At 41.8% G+C, this 17,636-nt stretch carries 15 protein-coding genes; all 15 read left to right on the top strand.

Annotation, left to right across the window (positions count from 1 at the left end; all coding sequences use genetic code 11):
* The first annotated feature begins 187 nt into the window (after nucleotides 1-187).
* Nucleotides 188-1,156, top strand: coding sequence for a ribose-phosphate diphosphokinase (locus ACFORE_RS08110; protein WP_154454863.1), 969 nt, complete (start codon nucleotides 188-190; stop codon nucleotides 1,154-1,156).
* A gap of 120 nt (nucleotides 1,157-1,276) precedes the next feature.
* Nucleotides 1,277-2,452 (top strand): pyridoxal phosphate-dependent aminotransferase, encoded by a 1,176-nt coding sequence (locus tag ACFORE_RS08105; RefSeq protein WP_154454864.1) that lies wholly within the window; start codon nucleotides 1,277-1,279, stop codon nucleotides 2,450-2,452.
* The gene (gene recO, locus ACFORE_RS08100; protein ID WP_154454865.1) at nucleotides 2,442-3,197 is read left to right on the top strand and encodes a DNA repair protein RecO; all 756 of its coding nucleotides are present in this window, start codon (nucleotides 2,442-2,444) and stop codon (nucleotides 3,195-3,197) included. The genes ACFORE_RS08105 and recO overlap by 11 nt, the downstream gene beginning before the upstream one ends.
* A 141-nt stretch (nucleotides 3,198-3,338) precedes the next feature.
* Complete coding sequence (gene plsX, locus ACFORE_RS08095; RefSeq protein ID WP_154454866.1) at nucleotides 3,339-4,334, top strand: phosphate acyltransferase PlsX; 996 nt, start codon at nucleotides 3,339-3,341, stop codon at nucleotides 4,332-4,334.
* 17 nt (nucleotides 4,335-4,351) lie between these two features.
* Nucleotides 4,352-4,582 (top strand): phosphopantetheine-binding protein, encoded by a 231-nt coding sequence (locus tag ACFORE_RS08090; protein ID WP_167510361.1) that lies wholly within the window; start codon nucleotides 4,352-4,354, stop codon nucleotides 4,580-4,582.
* Nucleotides 4,583-4,706: 124 nt separating this feature from the next.
* Nucleotides 4,707-5,417 (top strand): phosphoribosylaminoimidazolesuccinocarboxamide synthase, encoded by a 711-nt coding sequence (purC, locus tag ACFORE_RS08085; protein WP_154454868.1) that lies wholly within the window; start codon nucleotides 4,707-4,709, stop codon nucleotides 5,415-5,417.
* A 60-nt stretch (nucleotides 5,418-5,477) separates the two neighbouring features.
* Nucleotides 5,478-9,203, top strand: a complete 3,726-nt coding sequence (locus tag ACFORE_RS08080; RefSeq protein WP_154454869.1) for a phosphoribosylformylglycinamidine synthase — start codon at nucleotides 5,478-5,480, stop codon at nucleotides 9,201-9,203.
* Nucleotides 9,204-9,309: 106 nt separating this feature from the next.
* On the top strand, nucleotides 9,310-10,758 hold the full coding sequence (purF, locus tag ACFORE_RS08075; protein WP_154454870.1) for an amidophosphoribosyltransferase: 1,449 nt from the start codon (nucleotides 9,310-9,312) through the stop codon (nucleotides 10,756-10,758).
* 60 nt (nucleotides 10,759-10,818) lie between these two features.
* Nucleotides 10,819-11,838: a phosphoribosylformylglycinamidine cyclo-ligase gene (gene purM / locus ACFORE_RS08070; RefSeq protein WP_154454871.1), complete on the top strand. Its 1,020-nt coding sequence runs from the start codon at nucleotides 10,819-10,821 to the stop codon at nucleotides 11,836-11,838.
* Complete coding sequence (gene purN, locus ACFORE_RS08065; RefSeq protein ID WP_380435088.1) at nucleotides 11,838-12,389, top strand: phosphoribosylglycinamide formyltransferase; 552 nt, start codon at nucleotides 11,838-11,840, stop codon at nucleotides 12,387-12,389. Before purM ends, purN begins: the two co-directional genes overlap by 1 nt.
* 34 nt (nucleotides 12,390-12,423) lie before the next feature.
* Nucleotides 12,424-13,971 carry a bifunctional phosphoribosylaminoimidazolecarboxamide formyltransferase/IMP cyclohydrolase gene (gene purH / locus ACFORE_RS08060; RefSeq protein WP_154454873.1) on the top strand — a complete coding sequence of 516 codons (1,548 nt, stop codon included), beginning with the start codon at nucleotides 12,424-12,426 and terminating at the stop codon, nucleotides 13,969-13,971.
* Nucleotides 13,972-14,347: 376 nt separating this feature from the next.
* The gene (purD, locus tag ACFORE_RS08055) at nucleotides 14,348-15,610 is read left to right on the top strand and encodes a phosphoribosylamine--glycine ligase (RefSeq protein WP_154454874.1); all 1,263 of its coding nucleotides are present in this window, start codon (nucleotides 14,348-14,350) and stop codon (nucleotides 15,608-15,610) included.
* Nucleotides 15,579-16,052: a 2-thiouracil desulfurase family protein gene (locus ACFORE_RS08050; protein WP_167510362.1), complete on the top strand. Its 474-nt coding sequence runs from the start codon at nucleotides 15,579-15,581 to the stop codon at nucleotides 16,050-16,052. Before purD ends, ACFORE_RS08050 begins: the two co-directional genes overlap by 32 nt.
* A complete protein-coding gene (gene purE / locus ACFORE_RS08045) occupies nucleotides 16,049-16,537 on the top strand; it encodes a 5-(carboxyamino)imidazole ribonucleotide mutase (RefSeq protein WP_154454876.1) in 489 nt (162 codons plus the stop codon). The genes ACFORE_RS08050 and purE overlap by 4 nt, the downstream gene beginning before the upstream one ends.
* Nucleotides 16,524-17,621: a 5-(carboxyamino)imidazole ribonucleotide synthase gene (gene purK, locus ACFORE_RS08040; protein WP_154454877.1), complete on the top strand. Its 1,098-nt coding sequence runs from the start codon at nucleotides 16,524-16,526 to the stop codon at nucleotides 17,619-17,621. The genes purE and purK overlap by 14 nt, the downstream gene beginning before the upstream one ends.
* Nucleotides 17,622-17,636: the final 15 nt, after the last annotated feature.

Raw genomic sequence — 17,636 nt, 5'->3', positions numbered from 1 at the left:
GACACCACTACTTTAACATAAAAGAAAAAGTAGAGAGTACTTTCTCCCGTCGGAGATTTTCTCGCTACTAATCTTAGTATGTTTTTGATGCTTCCTTTTTAAAGGCAAGGTAATCCTTTCTTTTATTTGTTGAAAAATAGAGAGAAAAACGGTAAAATATTAGAGGATAAAAACTTTGGAGGAAATCATGTCTTATTCTGATTTAAAACTGTTTGCATTATCGTCAAACAAGGAATTGGCAGAAAAAGTGGCTTCGGCTATGGGAATTGAGCTTGGAAAATCATCAGTTCGTCAGTTCTCTGATGGTGAGATTCAAGTTAATATCGAAGAGTCAATTCGTGGGCGTCATGTCTTTATTTTACAATCAACAAGTTCACCTGTTAATGACAATTTGATGGAAATCTTGATTATGGTTGACGCATTGAAACGAGCTAGTGCTGAAACCATCAGTGTTGTCATGCCTTATTATGGCTACGCACGTCAAGACCGCAAAGCAAGATCACGTGAACCAATTACGTCTAAATTGGTTGCAGATATGCTTGAAGTAGCAGGAGTTGATCGTTTGTTGACGGTTGATTTGCACGCTGCTCAGATCCAAGGTTTCTTTGATATTCCAGTGGATCACTTGATGGGTGCACCTCTTATTGCGGATTACTTTGACCGTCATGGTTTAGTTGGTGAAGATGTCGTTGTTGTTAGTCCTGACCATGGTGGTGTGACACGAGCTCGTAAGTTGGCACAATTCCTCCAAACACCGATTGCTATTATTGATAAACGTCGTAGTGTCACTAAAATGAACACAAGTGAAGTGATGAATATCATTGGTAACGTTAAAGGTAAGAAATGTATCTTGATTGATGACATGATTGATACTGCGGGTACCATTTGTCATGCGGCTGATGCACTTGCTGAAGCGGGTGCGACTGCTGTGTATGCGTCATGTACTCACCCTGTCTTATCTGGTCCTGCACTTGAAAATATCGAAAAATCAGCGATTGAAAAACTCGTTGTTTTAGACACGATTTACCTTCCAGAAGAACGTTTAATTGATAAGATTGAGCAAATTTCAATTGCTGAACTAATTGGTGAAGCTATTACTCGTATTCATGAAAAACGTCCGTTATCGCCTTTATTTGGAATGGACACGGCAAAATAAGTCGAAATGTGGAGAGAACACTTTGGTTCTCTCTTTTTATGTTGGTCTAGTCTGAAAGGTTCTGGCTTTTATTAGAATTTTATGTATAATAGATATAATTAAACATAAAGGGAGATTGTTATGGGCTTGACTAATCGTTTTAATAAGTATTTAGATAAAATCGAAGTATCTTTGATTCGTCAGTTTGACCAATCCATTTCGGATGTGCCAGGGATTATGAAGTTGACTCTGGGGGAACCAGATTTTACAACGCCTGAGCATGTTAAAGAGGCTGCTAAGGCGGCTATTGATGCCAACCAATCCCATTATACAGGAATGGCTGGTTTGATGGCTCTGCGTCAAGCTGCGGCTGATTTTGTTAAAGACAAGTACCATTTGACCTATAATCCAGATAATGAAATCTTGGTGACTATCGGGGCAACGGAAGCCTTGTCTGCGACTTTGACTGCTATTTTAGAGCCTGGGGATACGGTTCTTTTGCCAGCACCAGCTTATCCTGGATACGAACCAATTGTCAATCTTGTTGGGGCTGATATTGTGGAGATTGATACAACAGGGAATGACTTTGTGTTGACGCCAGAGGTATTGGAACAAGCTATTTTAGAGCAAGGAGATTCGCTCAAGGCTGTTTTGCTTAATTATCCAACCAATCCAACTGGTGTGACGTATTCGCGTGAGCAAATTAAGGCTTTGGCGGATGTTCTTAGAAAATACGATGTTTTTGTTATTTCAGATGAGGTGTACTCAGAATTGACCTACACGGATGAGCCACACGTTTCAATTGCAGAATATTTGCCAGAACAAACCATTTTAATCAATGGCTTGTCAAAATCGCACGCCATGACAGGTTGGCGAATTGGTTTGATTTTTGCACCTGCTGTTTTTACGGCACAATTGATTAAGAGTCACCAATATTTGGTGACAGCTGCGACAACGATGGCACAATTTGCAGCTATTGAAGCTCTTTCTGCCGGCAAGGACGATGCGCTACCAATGAAAGCTGAGTACGTGAAACGTCGTGATTACATTATAGACAAGATGTCTGCACTTGGCTTTAAGATTATCAAACCTGATGGGGCATTCTACATTTTTGCTAAGATTCCAGAGGGTTATGAGCAAGATTCGTTTAAATTTTGTCAGGATTTTGCTCGTGAAAAAGCTGTTGCCTTTATCCCAGGGGTTGCTTTTGGAAAATACGGTGAAGGTTACCTTCGTTTGTCTTATGCTGCTAGCATGGAAACCATCACAACTGCGATGGAGCGCTTGAAAGAATTTATGGAAGAACATGCAAACTAAGGAAACTTATGGGCTTGTTCTCTACAACCGCAATTATCGTGAGGATGACAAGCTGGTCAAACTCTTTACCGAAACGGATGGCAAGTATATGTTTTTTGTCAGACATGCTAGCAAGTCTAAGTTAGCAGCGGTTCTCCAGCCTTTGACCATTGCAAAATTCATTTTAAAATTGAATGATGAGGGCTTGTCTTTCATCGAGGATTATAAGGAAGTGGAAACCTTTAAGGCCATCAACGCAGATTTGTTTAAACTGTCTTATGCGTCCTATGTCACAGCTTTGGCAGATGCGGCTTTGAGCGACCATGTGGCAGATGCTCCTTTATTTGCCTTTTTACAAAAGACTCTTTCTTTAATGGAAGAAGGTCTTGATTACGCTATTTTGACCAATATCTTTGAAATTCAGATTTTAGAGCGATTTGGTGTACGCCTTAATTTTCATGAATGTATTTTTTGTCATCGTGTGGGTTTGCCTTTTGATTTTTCGCATCGGTATTCGGGCTTGCTTTGCCCAGAGCATTACCACAAAGATAATCATCGTAGCCACCTCGACCCCAATATGCTTTATTTGGTGGACCGTTTTCAAGCTATTCATTTTGATGATTTAAGAACCATTTCCATTAAACCTGAGATGAAGCAAAAATTGCGTTTGTTCATTGATGACCTGTATCAGACTTATGTGGGTTTACATTTGAAAAGTAAGCAATTTATCGATGATTTGGGAACGTGGGGAGATATTATGACCTAAAAGTTGTTGGTGGTACCTTGTTTTCAAGGATTGCCGACAGTTTTTTATTTTTTTCTGAAAATCCCTTGTTGTTTTTATAAAACTGAAAAAAATGCTAAATCGTGTTATAATGGGGTGATTATATTTTGTGAGGAGATGACTATGAAAACAATTGCAATTGATGCTATGGGTGGTGATAACGCCCCTGAAGCTATTGTCGAAGGAGTGAATCAAGCTCTCGCTGAATTTTCAGATATTGAAGTGCAACTTTATGGTGATGAAAGCAAGATAAAACAATATTTGAAAGCAACTGAACGTGTGACAATCGTGCATACGGAAGAAAAGATTAATTCAGATGATGAGCCTGTCAAAGCCATTCGCCGTAAGAAAAAAGCGAGCATGGTACTAGCTGCTCAGGCAGTTAAAGACACGAAAGCAGATGCCGTGATTTCTGCGGGAAATACAGGGGCGCTTTTAGCGGCTGGTTTGTTTGTGATTGGTCGCATTAAAGGCGTTGATCGTCCAGGTTTGATGTCTACGCTACCAACGACTGATGGCAAGGGCTATGATATGTTGGATTTGGGAGCAAATGCGGAGAATACGCCAAAACATTTGCATCAGTATGCAACGCTTGGTTCTTTTTATGCTAAAAATGTGCGTGGCATTGCCAATCCGCGTGTAGGCTTGCTCAATAACGGTACGGAAGCGACTAAGGGTGACCCACTTCATAAGGACACTTATGCCTTGTTAGAAGAAGATAAAAGCTTGCATTTTGTTGGCAATGTGGAAGCGCGTGATTTGATGAATGGCGTAGCTGACGTTGTGGTGACCGATGGTTTCACGGGAAACGCTGTGCTTAAAACCATGGAAGGAACAGCTCTTAACATCATGGGTAGCTTGAAATCATCTATTCAATCAGGTGGTTTCAGAGCAAAATTAGGTGCCCTTTTATTGAAAAATAGCTTGTACCAATTGAAAGATACGATGGATTATACGCGTGCAGGCGGTGCGGTTCTCTTTGGTTTGAAAGCTCCTGTGGTTAAATGCCACGGTTCAAGTGATGCCCAAGCTGTTTTCTACACCATCAAACAAGTACGCACCATGCTAGAAACAAAAGTTGTTGAGCAGCTGGTCGATGCTTTTACTGTTAAGGATTAAAGCATATGACAAGAGAAATGATTTTTAATAAAATGGCGGAAGTGGTTCGAGGACAAGTGAAAAATCCAGACCTAACCTTAACCACTTCAATGGATATTCAAAAAGACCTGGGGCTTGATTCTATCGAGTTAGTGGAACTTATTATTGATTTGGAAGAAGCTTTTCAACTCAGTATTCCCGATGAAGATGTGGAAGATTTGGCCTCTCTTGGTGAATTGTCAGATTATTTAAATAATCGGATAAATTAGAAAGAAACGTTCGCGTAAGGTGAACGTTTTTGTTTTTGAATTCTCAAAAAGTCTGTTAAATGTTGAAAAAAATGACATCGTATGTTAAAATCTAGTTGAATAAAGGTGAAAGGCGAACAAATAAATGTCAAGAAAACTGATTTATACGGGAAAAGCCAAAGATATCTACACAACTTCAGATGATGAAGATGTGATTATTTCAGTTTATAAAGATCAAGCAACCATGCTTAATGGTGCTCGTAAGGAAACCATCAAAGGGAAAGGGGTGCTTAACAACCAGATTTCGTCTTTAATTTTCACGAAATTAAATGAAGCAGGTATTGCAACCCACTTTGTTAAACAATTGTCAGAAAACGAACAATTGAACAAAAAAGTTGATATTATTCCGCTTGAAGTTGTTTTGCGTAATGTGACTGCAGGATCATTTTCAAAACGATTTGGTGTGGAAGAAGGCATTCAGCTAGAAACACCGATTGTTGAATTTTACTATAAAAACGATGACTTGGACGACCCATTCATCAACGATGAACACGTGAAATTCCTTGGTATTGCAAGTGATGAGGGTATTGCTTACATCAAGGCTGAAACACGTCGTATCAACGAATTGTTGAAAGATTGGTTCAACCAAATTGGACTTCAATTGATTGATTTTAAATTGGAATTTGGTAAGGATAAGGATGGTCATATCATCCTTGCGGACGAATTTTCACCTGATAACTGCCGTCTTTGGGATGCGGAAGGTCACCATATGGATAAAGATGTTTTCCGTCGTGACTTGGGTAACCTAACAGATGTTTACGAAGTGGTTCTTGAAAAATTGCAAGGACTTGGATAAAAAAGCTCGGTACGGTGTACTGGTAAGCTACTAGAAAGAAAATTCTTAAAAGGATAGGGAATGGATAAACGCATTTTTGTTGAGAAAAAATCACATTTTAACGTTAAAGCGCAAGCACTTATCAAAGAGCTTAAGCACAATCTTCAGTTAAACAGTTTGACTGATTTACGCATCATTCAAGTGTATGATGTTTTTCAGCTAGACGAAGCGCTTTTTGCGCGTGCAGAAAAGCATATTTTTTCTGAACCAGTAACGGATAATATTTTGGCAGAAAGTGATGTGGTTGCGGCCTTGTCAGACTATGCTTTCTTTGCGATTGAATCACTTCCAGGCCAATTTGACCAACGTGCGGCGTCATCTCAAGAAGCCTTGCTTTTATTGGGTAGTGGCAACGATGTAACGGTTAATACCGCTCAACTTTACTTGGTAAATAAAGATATCGAAGCGTCTGAATTGGAAGCTGTTAAGCATTATTTGTTGAATCCAGTAGATTCTCGCTTCAAAGATATCACGACAGGAATTGCTCCACAAGCATTCTCAGAATCTGATAAAACTATTCCGAACCTTGACTTTTTCAAGACTTATACAGCAGCTGATTTTGCCAAATATAAGGCAGAGCAAGGCTTGGCAATGGAAGTGGATGACCTTGTCTTTATCCAAGATTACTTCAAATCAATTGGACGTGTGCCAACTGAAACAGAATTGAAAGTTTTGGATACTTATTGGTCAGACCACTGCCGTCACACTACTTTTGAAACCGAACTAAAACACCTTGATTTTTCAGCTTCTAAATTCCAAGAGCAATTGCAAGCAACTTATGATAAATACCTTGCGATGCGCGATGAATTGGGGCGTTCTGAAAAACCACAAACGCTTATGGACATGGCGACTATTTTTGGACGCTATGAGCGTGCCAATGGCCGTTTGGACGACATGGAAGTATCTGACGAAATCAACGCTTGCTCTGTCGAGATTGAAGTGGACGTTGATGGTGTCAAAGAACCATGGTTGTTGATGTTCAAAAATGAAACTCATAACCACCCAACTGAAATTGAACCGTTTGGTGGCGCTGCGACCTGTATCGGTGGGGCTATCCGTGACCCATTGTCAGGGCGTTCTTATGTTTACCAAGCCATGCGTATCTCAGGTGCTGGTGATATTACCATGCCAATTGCTGACACACGCGTTGGGAAATTGCCCCAACAAGTGATTTCAAAAACAGCGGCTCATGGTTATTCATCATACGGTAACCAAATTGGCCTTGCAACGACTTATGTTAAAGAATATTTCCACCCTGGATTTGTAGCCAAACGCATGGAACTTGGTGCGGTTGTCGGTGCAGCACCTAAGGAAAATGTGGTGCGTGAAAAACCAGAAGCAGGTGACGTGGTTATCCTTCTTGGTGGTAAAACAGGGCGTGATGGTGTCGGTGGTGCGACAGGTTCTTCTAAGGTTCAAACCGTTGAATCTGTTGAAACAGCTGGTGCTGAAGTTCAAAAAGGGAATGCCATTGAAGAACGTAAAATCCAACGTCTTTTCCGTAATGGCGATGTGACACGCCTTATCAAGAAATCAAATGACTTTGGTGCTGGTGGTGTCTGTGTTGCGATTGGTGAATTGGCTGATGGTCTTGAAATTGACTTGAACAAAGTGCCATTGAAATACCAAGGGCTTAACGGAACAGAAATTGCCATTTCAGAATCGCAAGAACGTATGGCCGTTGTGGTGCGTCCAAAAGACATCGATGCTTTTGTTGCTGCTTGTCATAAGGAAAATATCGATGCGGTTGTAGTGGCAACTGTGACTGAAAAACCAAATCTTGTTATGACATGGAATGGGCAAACGATTGTAGATATTGAGCGCCGTTTCCTTGATACAAACGGTGTGCGCGTGGTTGTCGATGCTAACGTGGTTGATAGCCAAGTTGATGTGCCAGAACAACGCACAACTTCAGCTGAAACCTTGGAAGCTGATACTGTAACAGTTCTTTCAGACCTTAACCATGCCAGCCAAAAAGGGCTTCAAACTATTTTTGATAGCTCAGTTGGTCGCTCAACCGTTAACCACCCAATCGGTGGTCGTTATCAAATCACACCAACAGAAAGTTCTGTTCAAAAATTACCTGTTCAAAATGGTGTGACAACAACAGCTTCTGTCATGGCACAAGGTTTCAACCCTTACATTGCAGAATGGTCACCGTATCACGGTGCTGCCTATGCCGTTATCGAAGCGACAGCACGTTTGGTGGCGACAGGTGCAAACTGGTCTAAAGCACGTTTCTCTTACCAAGAATACTTCCAACGTATGGACAAACAAGCTGACCGCTTTGGTCAACCTGTTTCAGCCCTTCTTGGTTCTATCGAAGCACAGTTACAACTTAGCTTGCCATCAATTGGTGGTAAGGACTCAATGTCAGGGACATTTGAAGAATTAACAGTACCGCCAACATTGGTTGCCTTTGGTGTGACAACGGCAGATAGTCGCAAAGTGCTTTCGCCAGAATTTAAGGCAGCTGGTGAGTACGTTTATTACCTTCCTGGTCAAGCTATTTCACAAGATATTGATTTTGATTTGATTAAGTCAAACTTTACAAGGTTTGAAGCGATTCAAAAAGCACACCATATCACATCAGCATCTGCTGTTAAATACGGTGGTGTGATGGAAAGCTTGGCTTTGGCTACATTTGGAAATCACATCGGTGCGACAGTTGAATTAGCTGATCTTGACACAAGCTTGACAGCTCAACTCGGTGGCTTTATCTTTACATCTGCTGAAGAAATTGCTGACGCTGTGAAAATTGGTAAGACAAGTGCTGACTTTACGTTGACAGTCAACGGCGTTGCCCTTTCTGGAGAAACCTTGTTAGCAGCCTTTGAAGGTACGCTTGAAGAGGTTTATCCAACAGAATTTGAGCAAAGCCAAGTTATCGAAGATGTGCCAGCTGTGGCTTCAGATGCCGTTATCAAAGCCAGCGAAAAAGTGGCTGAACCATTGGTTTACATCCCTGTTTTCCCAGGAACAAACTCAGAGTACGATTCGGCTAAGGCCTTTGAACAAGCAGGTGCCAAAGTGAACTTGGTTCCGTTTGTAACGCTTGACGAAGCAGCTATTGAAGCTTCTGTTGACACGATGGTTGACAATATCGCAAAAGCAAACATCATCTTCTTTGCAGGTGGTTTCTCAGCAGCGGACGAGCCAGACGGTTCTGCAAAATTCATCGTGAACATCTTGTTGAACCAAAAAGTTCGTGCGGCTATTGACAGTTTTATCGAAAAAGGTGGGCTTATCATTGGTATCTGTAATGGATTCCAAGCCTTGGTTAAATCAGGATTGCTTCCATACGGTAACTTTGAAGATGCCACAGAAACAAGTCCAACCTTGTTCTACAACGATGCTAACCAACACATGGCGAAAATGGTTGAAACACGTATCGCCAACACAAATTCACCATGGCTTGCTGGTGTTGAAGTGGGAGATATCCACGCTATTCCAGTATCACACGGTGAAGGGAAATTCGTTGTCAATGCTGCTGAATTTGAAGAACTCCGTGATAACGGTCAAATCTTTAGCCAATACGTTGATTTCAACGGTCAACCAAGCATGGATTCTAAATACAATCCAAATGGTTCTGTCAACGCTATTGAAGGTATTACAAGTAAAAATGGTCAAATCATTGGTAAAATGGGACACTCAGAACGTTACGAAGATGGTCTTTTCCAAAATATTCCAGGAAACAAGGACCAACACTTATTCCGTAGCGCCGTTGAGTATTTTACAAAAGGTTAGACCTTGCTAAATAAACAACAAGAGGACAAGATAAGGTACAAGGGTGCCTTATCTTGTCAACTAATCAAGAAAATTTCTTATTAACAAGAATCTAGGTAAAAAAATAATGACATATGAAGTAAAATCTCTTAATGAAGAATGTGGCGTTTTTGGCATTTGGGGCCACCCTCAAGCAGCTCATGTTGCTTACTTTGGCCTTCATAGCCTCCAACACCGCGGTCAAGAAGGGGCTGGTATCGTCACAAATGATAACGGTAAGTTGCTTCAACACCGTGATACAGGTCTTCTTTCAGAAGTGTTTAAAAATCCTGCTGATTTGGAAAAATTAACAGGGACCGCTGCTATTGGTCACGTGCGTTACGCGACAGCAGGTTCAGCTTCTATCAATAATATCCAACCGTTTCTTTACAACTTCACTGACGAGCAATTTGGTTTGTGCCACAATGGGAATTTGACAAATGCTTTGTCATTGAAAAAAGAGTTGGAGGACCAAGGTGCTATCTTTAACGCCTCATCAGATACTGAAATCTTGATGCACTTGATTCGCCGTAGTCACAATCCTGAATTTATCGGAAAAGTCAAAGAAGCACTCAATACTGTAAAAGGTGGTTTTGCTTACCTTTTGATGACAGAAGATAAATTGATTGCAGCGCTTGACCCAAATGGTTTCCGTCCTTTGTCAATCGGTCAAATGAAAAATGGAGCTTGGGTAGTTTCAAGTGAAACATGTGCCTTTGAAGTTATCGGTGCCAAATGGGTTCGTGATGTGAAGCCAGGTGAAATCGTGATTATCGATGACAACGGTATCCAGTACGACACTTACACAACAGATACGCAATTGGCTATTTGTTCAATGGAATACGTGTATTTTGCACGTCCAGATAGTGATATCTACGGTGTCAATGTCCACACTGCTCGTAAGAATATGGGGAAACGTTTGGCACAAGAATTCCAACACGAAGCAGATATCGTAGTTGGGGTGCCTAATTCATCGCTTTCAGCAGCTATGGGATTTGCGGAAGAATCAGGCCTTCCAAATGAAATGGGATTGGTCAAAAACCAATACACTCAACGTACCTTTATCCAACCGACACAGGAATTGCGTGAAGAAGGGGTTCGTATGAAACTTTCGGCGGTTTCAGGGGTTGTTAAAGGCAAGCGCGTGGTGATGGTTGACGATTCTATCGTGCGTGGAACCACTTCTCGTCGTATCGTGAATCTCTTGCGTGAAGCTGGTGCCACAGAAGTTCACGTGGCTATTGGTAGCCCTGAATTGAAATACCCATGTTTCTACGGTATTGACATTCAAAATCGTCGTGAGTTGATTTCAGCTAACCATACGAAAGAAGAAGTTTGTGAGATTATTGGTGCGGACAGTTTGACTTACTTGTCGATTGATGGCTTGATTGAGTCTATCGGTATTGACACAGATGCTCCAAATGGTGGTCTTTGTGTTGCTTACTTTGACGGCAAATACCCAACACCACTGTACGATTACGAAGAACCTTACCTCAAGAGTTTAGAGGAAAAAACCAGCTTTTATTTGGAAAAATAAGGCTTTTAGAGAATTAGTTTTATAATAGCTCAGCTATTTCCCAAAAAGGAGAATTTATTTATGACAAAAAATGCTTACGCTCAATCTGGTGTTGATGTTGAAGCGGGTTATGAAGTTGTTGCTCGTATCAAAAAACACGTTGCACGTACAGAACGTGCGGGCGTTATGGGCGCTCTTGGTGGTTTTGGTGGGATGTTTGACCTGTCTAAAACTGGTGTGAAAGAACCTGTCTTGATTTCAGGAACGGACGGTGTGGGAACAAAACTCATGCTTGCCATCAAATACGACAAACACGATACGATTGGTCAAGACTGTGTTGCCATGTGTGTCAACGACATCATCGCAGCGGGTGCAGAGCCACTTTACTTTCTAGATTACATTGCGACTGGTAAAAACGAACCAGCTAAATTGGAACAAGTGGTTGCGGGTGTTGCGGAAGGTTGTGTGCAATCTGGTGCAGCGCTTATTGGTGGTGAAACCGCTGAAATGCCTGGTATGTACGGTGAAGACGACTATGACTTGGCTGGTTTTGCCGTAGGTGTTGCGGAAAAATCACAAATTATCGACGGTTCAAAAGTATCTGAAGGTGATGTTCTTCTTGGACTTGCTTCAAGCGGTATCCACTCAAACGGTTACTCACTTGTGCGTCGTGTCTTTGCTGATTATACAGGTGATGAAGTGCTTCCAGAACTTGAAGGCAAACCGTTGAAAGAAGTGCTTCTTGAACCAACTCGTATCTATGTTAAAGCGGTACTACCCCTTATCAAAGAAGAATTGGTAAACGGTATTGCCCACATCACAGGTGGTGGTTTCATCGAAAATGTGCCACGTATGTTCTCAGATGACTTGGCTGCTGAAATTGAAGAGGATAAAGTGCCTGTTCTTCCTATCTTCAAAGCCCTTGAAAAATACGGAGAGCTCAAACACGATGAAATGTTTGAAATCTTCAACATGGGGATTGGTTTGATGTTGGCAGTTAGTCCTGACAAGGTTGAGCGCGTGAAAGAATTGTTCGATGAACCTGTTTATGAACTTGGTCGTATTGTCAAAAAAGCAGATGCAAGTGTGGTGATTAAATAATGAAAAAGATCGCCGTTTTTGCGAGTGGTAACGGGTCAAATTTTCAAGTTATTGCAGAGCAATTTCCCGTTGCCTTTGTCTTTTCAGACCACCGAGATGCTTATGTTTTAGAGCGTGCTGAAAAGCTTGGTGTGCCTGCCCATGCTTTTGAATTAAAGGAATTTGACAATAAAGCTGCTTACGAAGATGCTATTGTTGCCTTGCTGGAGCAATATGACATTGATTTGGTGTGCTTGGCAGGCTACATGAAAATTGTTGGCCCAACTTTGCTAAAAGCTTACGAGGGACGTATCATCAACATTCATCCAGCTTATTTGCCTGAATTTCCAGGGGCTCATGGCATTGAGGATGCTTGGGAAGCTGGTGTCAGCCAGTCAGGTGTGACCATTCACTGGGTTGATAGTGGTGTTGACACAGGAAAAGTCATCAAGCAAGTCCGTGTGCCACGTCTAGCTGATGATACCATTGACAGTTTTGAAGCTCGCATTCATGACCATGAATACCAACTCTATCCAGAAGTTTTGGAGAGTTTGGGTGTTGAGAGAAAATAAGGATAAGCGAAAATTCGTTTTAAAAGGAGAAAAAATGACAAAACGTGCACTGATTAGTGTTTCTGATAAAGCGGGTATTGTAGAATTTGCCCAAGAATTGAAACAATTAGGTTGGGATATCATCTCAACTGGGGGAACAAAAGTAGCACTTGATAAAGCAGGTGTTGACACAATCGCAATTGACGATGTGACTGGTTTTCCTGAAATGATGGATGGACGTGTGAAGACCCTTCACCCAAACATTCACGGTGGTCTTTTGGCTCGTCGTGACCTTGACAGCCACCTTGAAGCAGCTAAGAAAAATCACATTGAGCTGATTGACCTTGTTGTGGTAAACCTTTACCCATTTAAAGAAACGATTCTGAAACCAGACGTGACTTACGCAGATGCCGTTGAAAACATTGACATCGGTGGTCCGTCAATGCTTCGTTCAGCAGCGAAAAATCATGCCAGCGTGACCGTTCTTGTTGACCCAGCAGACTACGCTGTTGTGTTAGATGAATTGAAAGCTACTGGTGAAACAAGTGTGGAAACACGTAAACGTTTGGCAGCTAAAGTCTTCCGTCACACAGCAGCTTACGATGCTTTGATTGCGGATTACTTTACTAAACAAGTGGGTGAAGAAAAACCTGAAAAACTCACTTTGACTTATGACTTGAAACAACCAATGCGTTACGGGGAAAATCCTCAACAAGACGCTGATTTCTATCAAAATGCCTTGCCTACGGCTTATTCAATTGCGTCAGCGAAACAATTGAACGGTAAAGAATTGTCATTTAACAATATCCGTGATGCTGATGCGGCTATCCGCATTATCCGTGATTTCAAAGACCGTCCAACTGTTGTGGCGCTTAAACACATGAACCCATGTGGTATTGGGCAAGCAGACGACATTGAAACAGCTTGGGATTATGCTTACGAATCAGACCCAGTGTCAATCTTTGGTGGTATTGTCGTGCTTAACCGTGAAGTGGACGCAGCAACAGCTAAGAAAATGCACGCTATTTTCCTTGAAATTATCATCGCACCAAGCTATTCAGAAGAAGCGCTTGAAATCTTGACAACGAAGAAGAAAAACTTGCGTATTCTTCAATTGCCATTTGAAGCGCAAGAAGCGAGCGAAGTGGAAAAAGAATACACTGGTGTTGTAGGTGGCCTTTTGGTGCAAAACCAAGACGTTATCAAAGAAAATCCAGCTGACTGGAAAGTCGTGACAAAACGTCAACCAAGCGAACAAGAACAAACAGCCCTTGAATTTGCTTGGAAAGCGATCAAGTATGTCAAATCAAATGGTATTATCGTGACAAATGACCACATGACGCTTGGTGTTGGTCCTGGTCAAACCAACCGTGTGGCATCTGTTCGTATCGCTCTTGACCAAGCTAAAGACCGCTTTGACGGTGCGGTACTTGCTAGTGACGCTTTCTTCCCATTTGCAGACAACGTGGAAGAAATTGCTGCCGCTGGTGTTAAAGCCATTATCCAACCTGGTGGTTCTGTTCGTGACCAAGAATCAATTGATATGGCTGATAAATACGGACTTACTATGATCTTTACAGGTGTCCGTCACTTCCGTCACTAAGATCATATAACTACCTCCCTTTTATTTAAATAACATAGTAACAATAATAGCCTCAACCTCAGGGTTGAGGTTTTTAAGTTTTCTGAAAGGCTTTTTTTAGTTTTCATTAAGTCACCCCAACTATACTAAAGACACTCCTAAAAAAACTTTTTTCATGACCAAGCAAATCCCAATCCCCCAGATTGGGATTTTTGGTTGTGGTCTGAATGGTTGCCAAAAGGAAAATGTTATAAAGTTGTTACATGAATCGTTATAATTTCCGAACAAATATGGTATAATATTTTTGTATAATTCGTTAAAACGTGTAGTGTTTGACGAAAGTTTTGATTCTGGAGCTTAGGCTCTGTTAATGGTTTGTATTGAGGTATAGTAACTTATGAAACTTTTAGTTGTTGGATCAGGCGGGCGTGAACACGCTATTGCTAAGAAATTGTTAGAATCTCCTCAAGTTAGTCAGGTTTTTGTTGCTCCTGGAAATGATGGCATGACGCTTGACGGACTTGAATTGGTAAATATCGGTATTTCCGAACATTCTGAACTGATTGCATTTGCAAAGGAGAATGGCATTGATTGGACTTTCATCGGACCTGATGATGCTTTAGCAGCCGGGATTGTGGATGATTTCAATGCAGCTGGTCTGAAAGCCTTTGGTCCAAGTAAAGCAGCAGCGGAGCTTGAGTGGTCTAAAGATTTTGCCAAATCAATCATGGCTAAATATAAGGTTCCAACAGCAGCTTATCGCACGTTTTCAGATTTTGAAGAAGCAAAACGCTACATCGAAGAACAAGGTGCTCCAATCGTTGTCAAAGCAGATGGTTTAGCGCTTGGAAAAGGCGTTGTGGTGGCAGAAACAGTTGAGCAAGCTATCGAAGCAGCTCAAGATATGTTGTTGGACAATAAATTTGGTGATTCTGGTGCGCGTGTGGTTATTGAAGAATTTCTTGACGGCGAAGAATTTTCATTGTTTGCTTTCGTGAATGGGGATACTTTTTACATTATGCCAACGGCTCAAGACCACAAACGTGCATTTGATGGTGACAAAGGTCCAAACACAGGCGGTATGGGAGCTTATGCACCAGTCCCTCATTTGCCTCAGAGTGTTGTGGATACGGCTGTTGAAACCATTGTTAAACCAGTCCTTAACGGCATGATTGCAGAAGGTCATCCTTACCTTGGTGTGCTTTACGCTGGTTTGATTTTGACAGCAGATGGTCCAAAGGTCATCGAGTTTAACTCTCGTTTTGGTGACCCTGAAACTCAGGTTATCTTGCCACGTTTGACCTCTGATTTTGCTCAAAATATCACGGATATTTTAGATGGGAAAAAGGCAGAGTTGACTTGGACAGATGAGGGTGTAACCTTGGGCGTGGTTGTTGCTTCAGAAGGTTACCCATTGGCTTATGAAAAAGGCGTTCGCTTACCTGAAAAAACAAGTGGCGATATTATCACTTATTATGCAGGTGCAGCATTTGCCAAAGACGGAGCTCTTTTGTCAAATGGTGGCCGTGTCTATATGCTAGTCACAACAAAAGAAGATGTGAAAACAGCAAAAGACACCATCTACGCTCAATTATCAAAACAAGATACCAGCGGTCTTTTCTACCGACATGACATTGGAAGTAAGGCCATTGGACGCTAAAACTCGATGTGTGTTAGTGAGCGCCTGCCTCTTGGGTGAACGTTGTAAATACAACGGTGGTCACAATTACAATCAAGCTCTTGTGGATTATGTGGCTGATAAAGAAGTAATTGCCGTTTGCCCTGAGGTGCTCGCTGGCTTGCCTGTGCCTAGACCGCCAGTCGAATTAGCCGCGGGTCATGTTGTGGATGCGACAGGTCAACGTTACGATGCTCTTTTTGAAAAAGGAATCGAGCGTTCTTTGGCAGCTATTTCTGGCAAAAAAGTTGATTTAGCCATTTTGCAATCACGTAGCCCTTCATGTGGGGTCAATCAAGTTTACGACGGTAGTTTTTCAGGCCGAAAAATAGCTGGTAGCGGGCGTTTTGCTCAAAAACTCAAAACATTAGGTTATCGCGTTCTTGATGTTGAAGATATCAATCAATTGGAAGGAAAATCATGAAACCATTAATTTCAGTAATCATGGGAAGCAAATCAGATTGGGCTACCATGAAAAAAACAGCAGAAGTACTTGACCAATTTGGTGTGGCATATGAAAAGAAAGTCGTGTCTGCTCACCGTACGCCAGATTTGATGTTCAAACACGCTGAAGAAGCCAAAGGTCGTGGCATCAAGGTCATTATTGCTGGTGCGGGTGGAGCTGCGCATTTACCTGGTATGGTTGCCGCTAAGACGACACTTCCTGTTATCGGTGTGCCAGTCAAATCACGAGCTCTTAGCGGACTTGACTCTCTTTATTCAATCGTTCAAATGCCTGGTGGCGTGCCTGTTGCAACCATGGCAATTGGTGAAGCAGGAGCAACCAATGCGGCTTTGACAGCTCTTCGTATTTTGGCAATTGAAGATGCGACATTAGCAGAAAAATTAGAAAACTTTGCTTTAGAACAAGGCAAGGTAGCAGAGGAATCAACAGATGAGCTCGACTAAAGCAAAAATGATTGGGATTATTGGCGGAGGTCAATTGGGGCAAATGATGGCTATCTCAGCTATTTATATGGGGCACAAAGTGGTTACTTTGGACCCAACAGCAGATTGCCCAGCGTCGCGCGTGAGTGACATGATTGTGGCGGCTTATGATGATGTGGAAGCCTTGCGCGAATTAGCAGAACGTTGCGATGTCTTGACCTATGAGTTTGAAAATGTTGACGCAGATGGCTTGGATGCCGTTGTCAAAGACCATCAATTGCCTCAAGGGACAGACTTGTTACGCATTTCGCAAAACCGTATTTTTGAGAAAAACTTTTTGGCTAAAAAAGCTGGCGTACAAGTGGCACCTTATAAAGTGGTTACATCAAGCCTTGATATTGAGAACCTTGATTTTAGCAAGACCCACGTTTTAAAAACGGCAACAGGCGGCTATGATGGGCACGGTCAAGTGGTCATTACCTCTGCTGCTGACTTAGAAAAAGCCAACCAACTGGCAAATTCTTGTGAATGTGTTTTGGAAGAATTTGTGGATTTTGACCTTGAAATTTCAGTCATTGTTTCAGGAAATGGTCAAGATATCACAGTATTCCCAGTTCAAGAAAACATTCACCGCAATAACATTCTTTCAAAAACCATCGTCCCAGCCCGTATTTCAGACGAATTAGCCAAAAAAGCACAAACCATGGCCGTTCAAATTGCGAAAAAGCTAGACCTATCTGGTACGCTTTGTGTGGAAATGTTTGCGACAGCTGATGATATTATCGTCAATGAAATTGCGCCACGCCCACACAATTCAGGACACTATTCTATCGAAGCTTGTGATTTCTCACAATTTGATACGCATATTTTGGGCATTCTTGGCTTGCCCCTGCCTGATATTCACCTGCACCAACCTGCCGTTATGCTAAATGTCCTCGGACAACACATGGAAAAAGCGCAGGCTTATATGCAAGAAAACCCTAGCGCGCACCTCCACCTTTATGGTAAACTAGAGGCAAAACATAACCGTAAAATGGGACACATTACTTTGTTTAGTGATGAACCAGATACCATTGCGGAAATGGGGGAAGGAATGGATTTTTAAAGTGTTAATCGGAGG

This window comes from Streptococcus alactolyticus (assembly GCF_042649785.1).
GTDB lineage: Bacteria > Bacillota > Bacilli > Lactobacillales > Streptococcaceae > Streptococcus > Streptococcus alactolyticus.
This window is presented reverse-complemented; position numbering and strand designations above follow the sequence as displayed.

Excerpts from the sequence above, each read along its gene's own strand:
- ACFORE_RS08105 (WP_154454864.1), top strand. The coding sequence starts at position 1,277 with ATGGGCTTGACTAATCGTTTTAATAAGTATTTAGATAAAATCGAAGTA.
- purD (WP_154454874.1), top strand. The coding sequence starts at position 14,348 with ATGAAACTTTTAGTTGTTGGATCAGGCGGGCGTGAACACGCTATTGCT.
- purM (WP_154454871.1), top strand. The coding sequence starts at position 10,819 with ATGACAAAAAATGCTTACGCTCAATCTGGTGTTGATGTTGAAGCGGGT.
- purF (WP_154454870.1), top strand. The coding sequence starts at position 9,310 with ATGACATATGAAGTAAAATCTCTTAATGAAGAATGTGGCGTTTTTGGC.
- ACFORE_RS08080 (WP_154454869.1), top strand. The coding sequence starts at position 5,478 with ATGGATAAACGCATTTTTGTTGAGAAAAAATCACATTTTAACGTTAAA.
- purC (WP_154454868.1), top strand. The coding sequence starts at position 4,707 with ATGTCAAGAAAACTGATTTATACGGGAAAAGCCAAAGATATCTACACA.
- purH (WP_154454873.1), top strand. The coding sequence starts at position 12,424 with ATGACAAAACGTGCACTGATTAGTGTTTCTGATAAAGCGGGTATTGTA.
- purN (WP_380435088.1), top strand. The coding sequence starts at position 11,838 with ATGAAAAAGATCGCCGTTTTTGCGAGTGGTAACGGGTCAAATTTTCAA.
- plsX (WP_154454866.1), top strand. The coding sequence starts at position 3,339 with ATGAAAACAATTGCAATTGATGCTATGGGTGGTGATAACGCCCCTGAA.
- purK (WP_154454877.1), top strand. The coding sequence starts at position 16,524 with ATGAGCTCGACTAAAGCAAAAATGATTGGGATTATTGGCGGAGGTCAA.
- recO (WP_154454865.1), top strand. The coding sequence starts at position 2,442 with ATGCAAACTAAGGAAACTTATGGGCTTGTTCTCTACAACCGCAATTAT.
- purE (WP_154454876.1), top strand. The coding sequence starts at position 16,049 with ATGAAACCATTAATTTCAGTAATCATGGGAAGCAAATCAGATTGGGCT.
- ACFORE_RS08050 (WP_167510362.1), top strand. The coding sequence starts at position 15,579 with ATGACATTGGAAGTAAGGCCATTGGACGCTAAAACTCGATGTGTGTTA.
- ACFORE_RS08090 (WP_167510361.1), top strand. The coding sequence starts at position 4,352 with ATGATTTTTAATAAAATGGCGGAAGTGGTTCGAGGACAAGTGAAAAAT.
- ACFORE_RS08110 (WP_154454863.1), top strand. The coding sequence starts at position 188 with ATGTCTTATTCTGATTTAAAACTGTTTGCATTATCGTCAAACAAGGAA.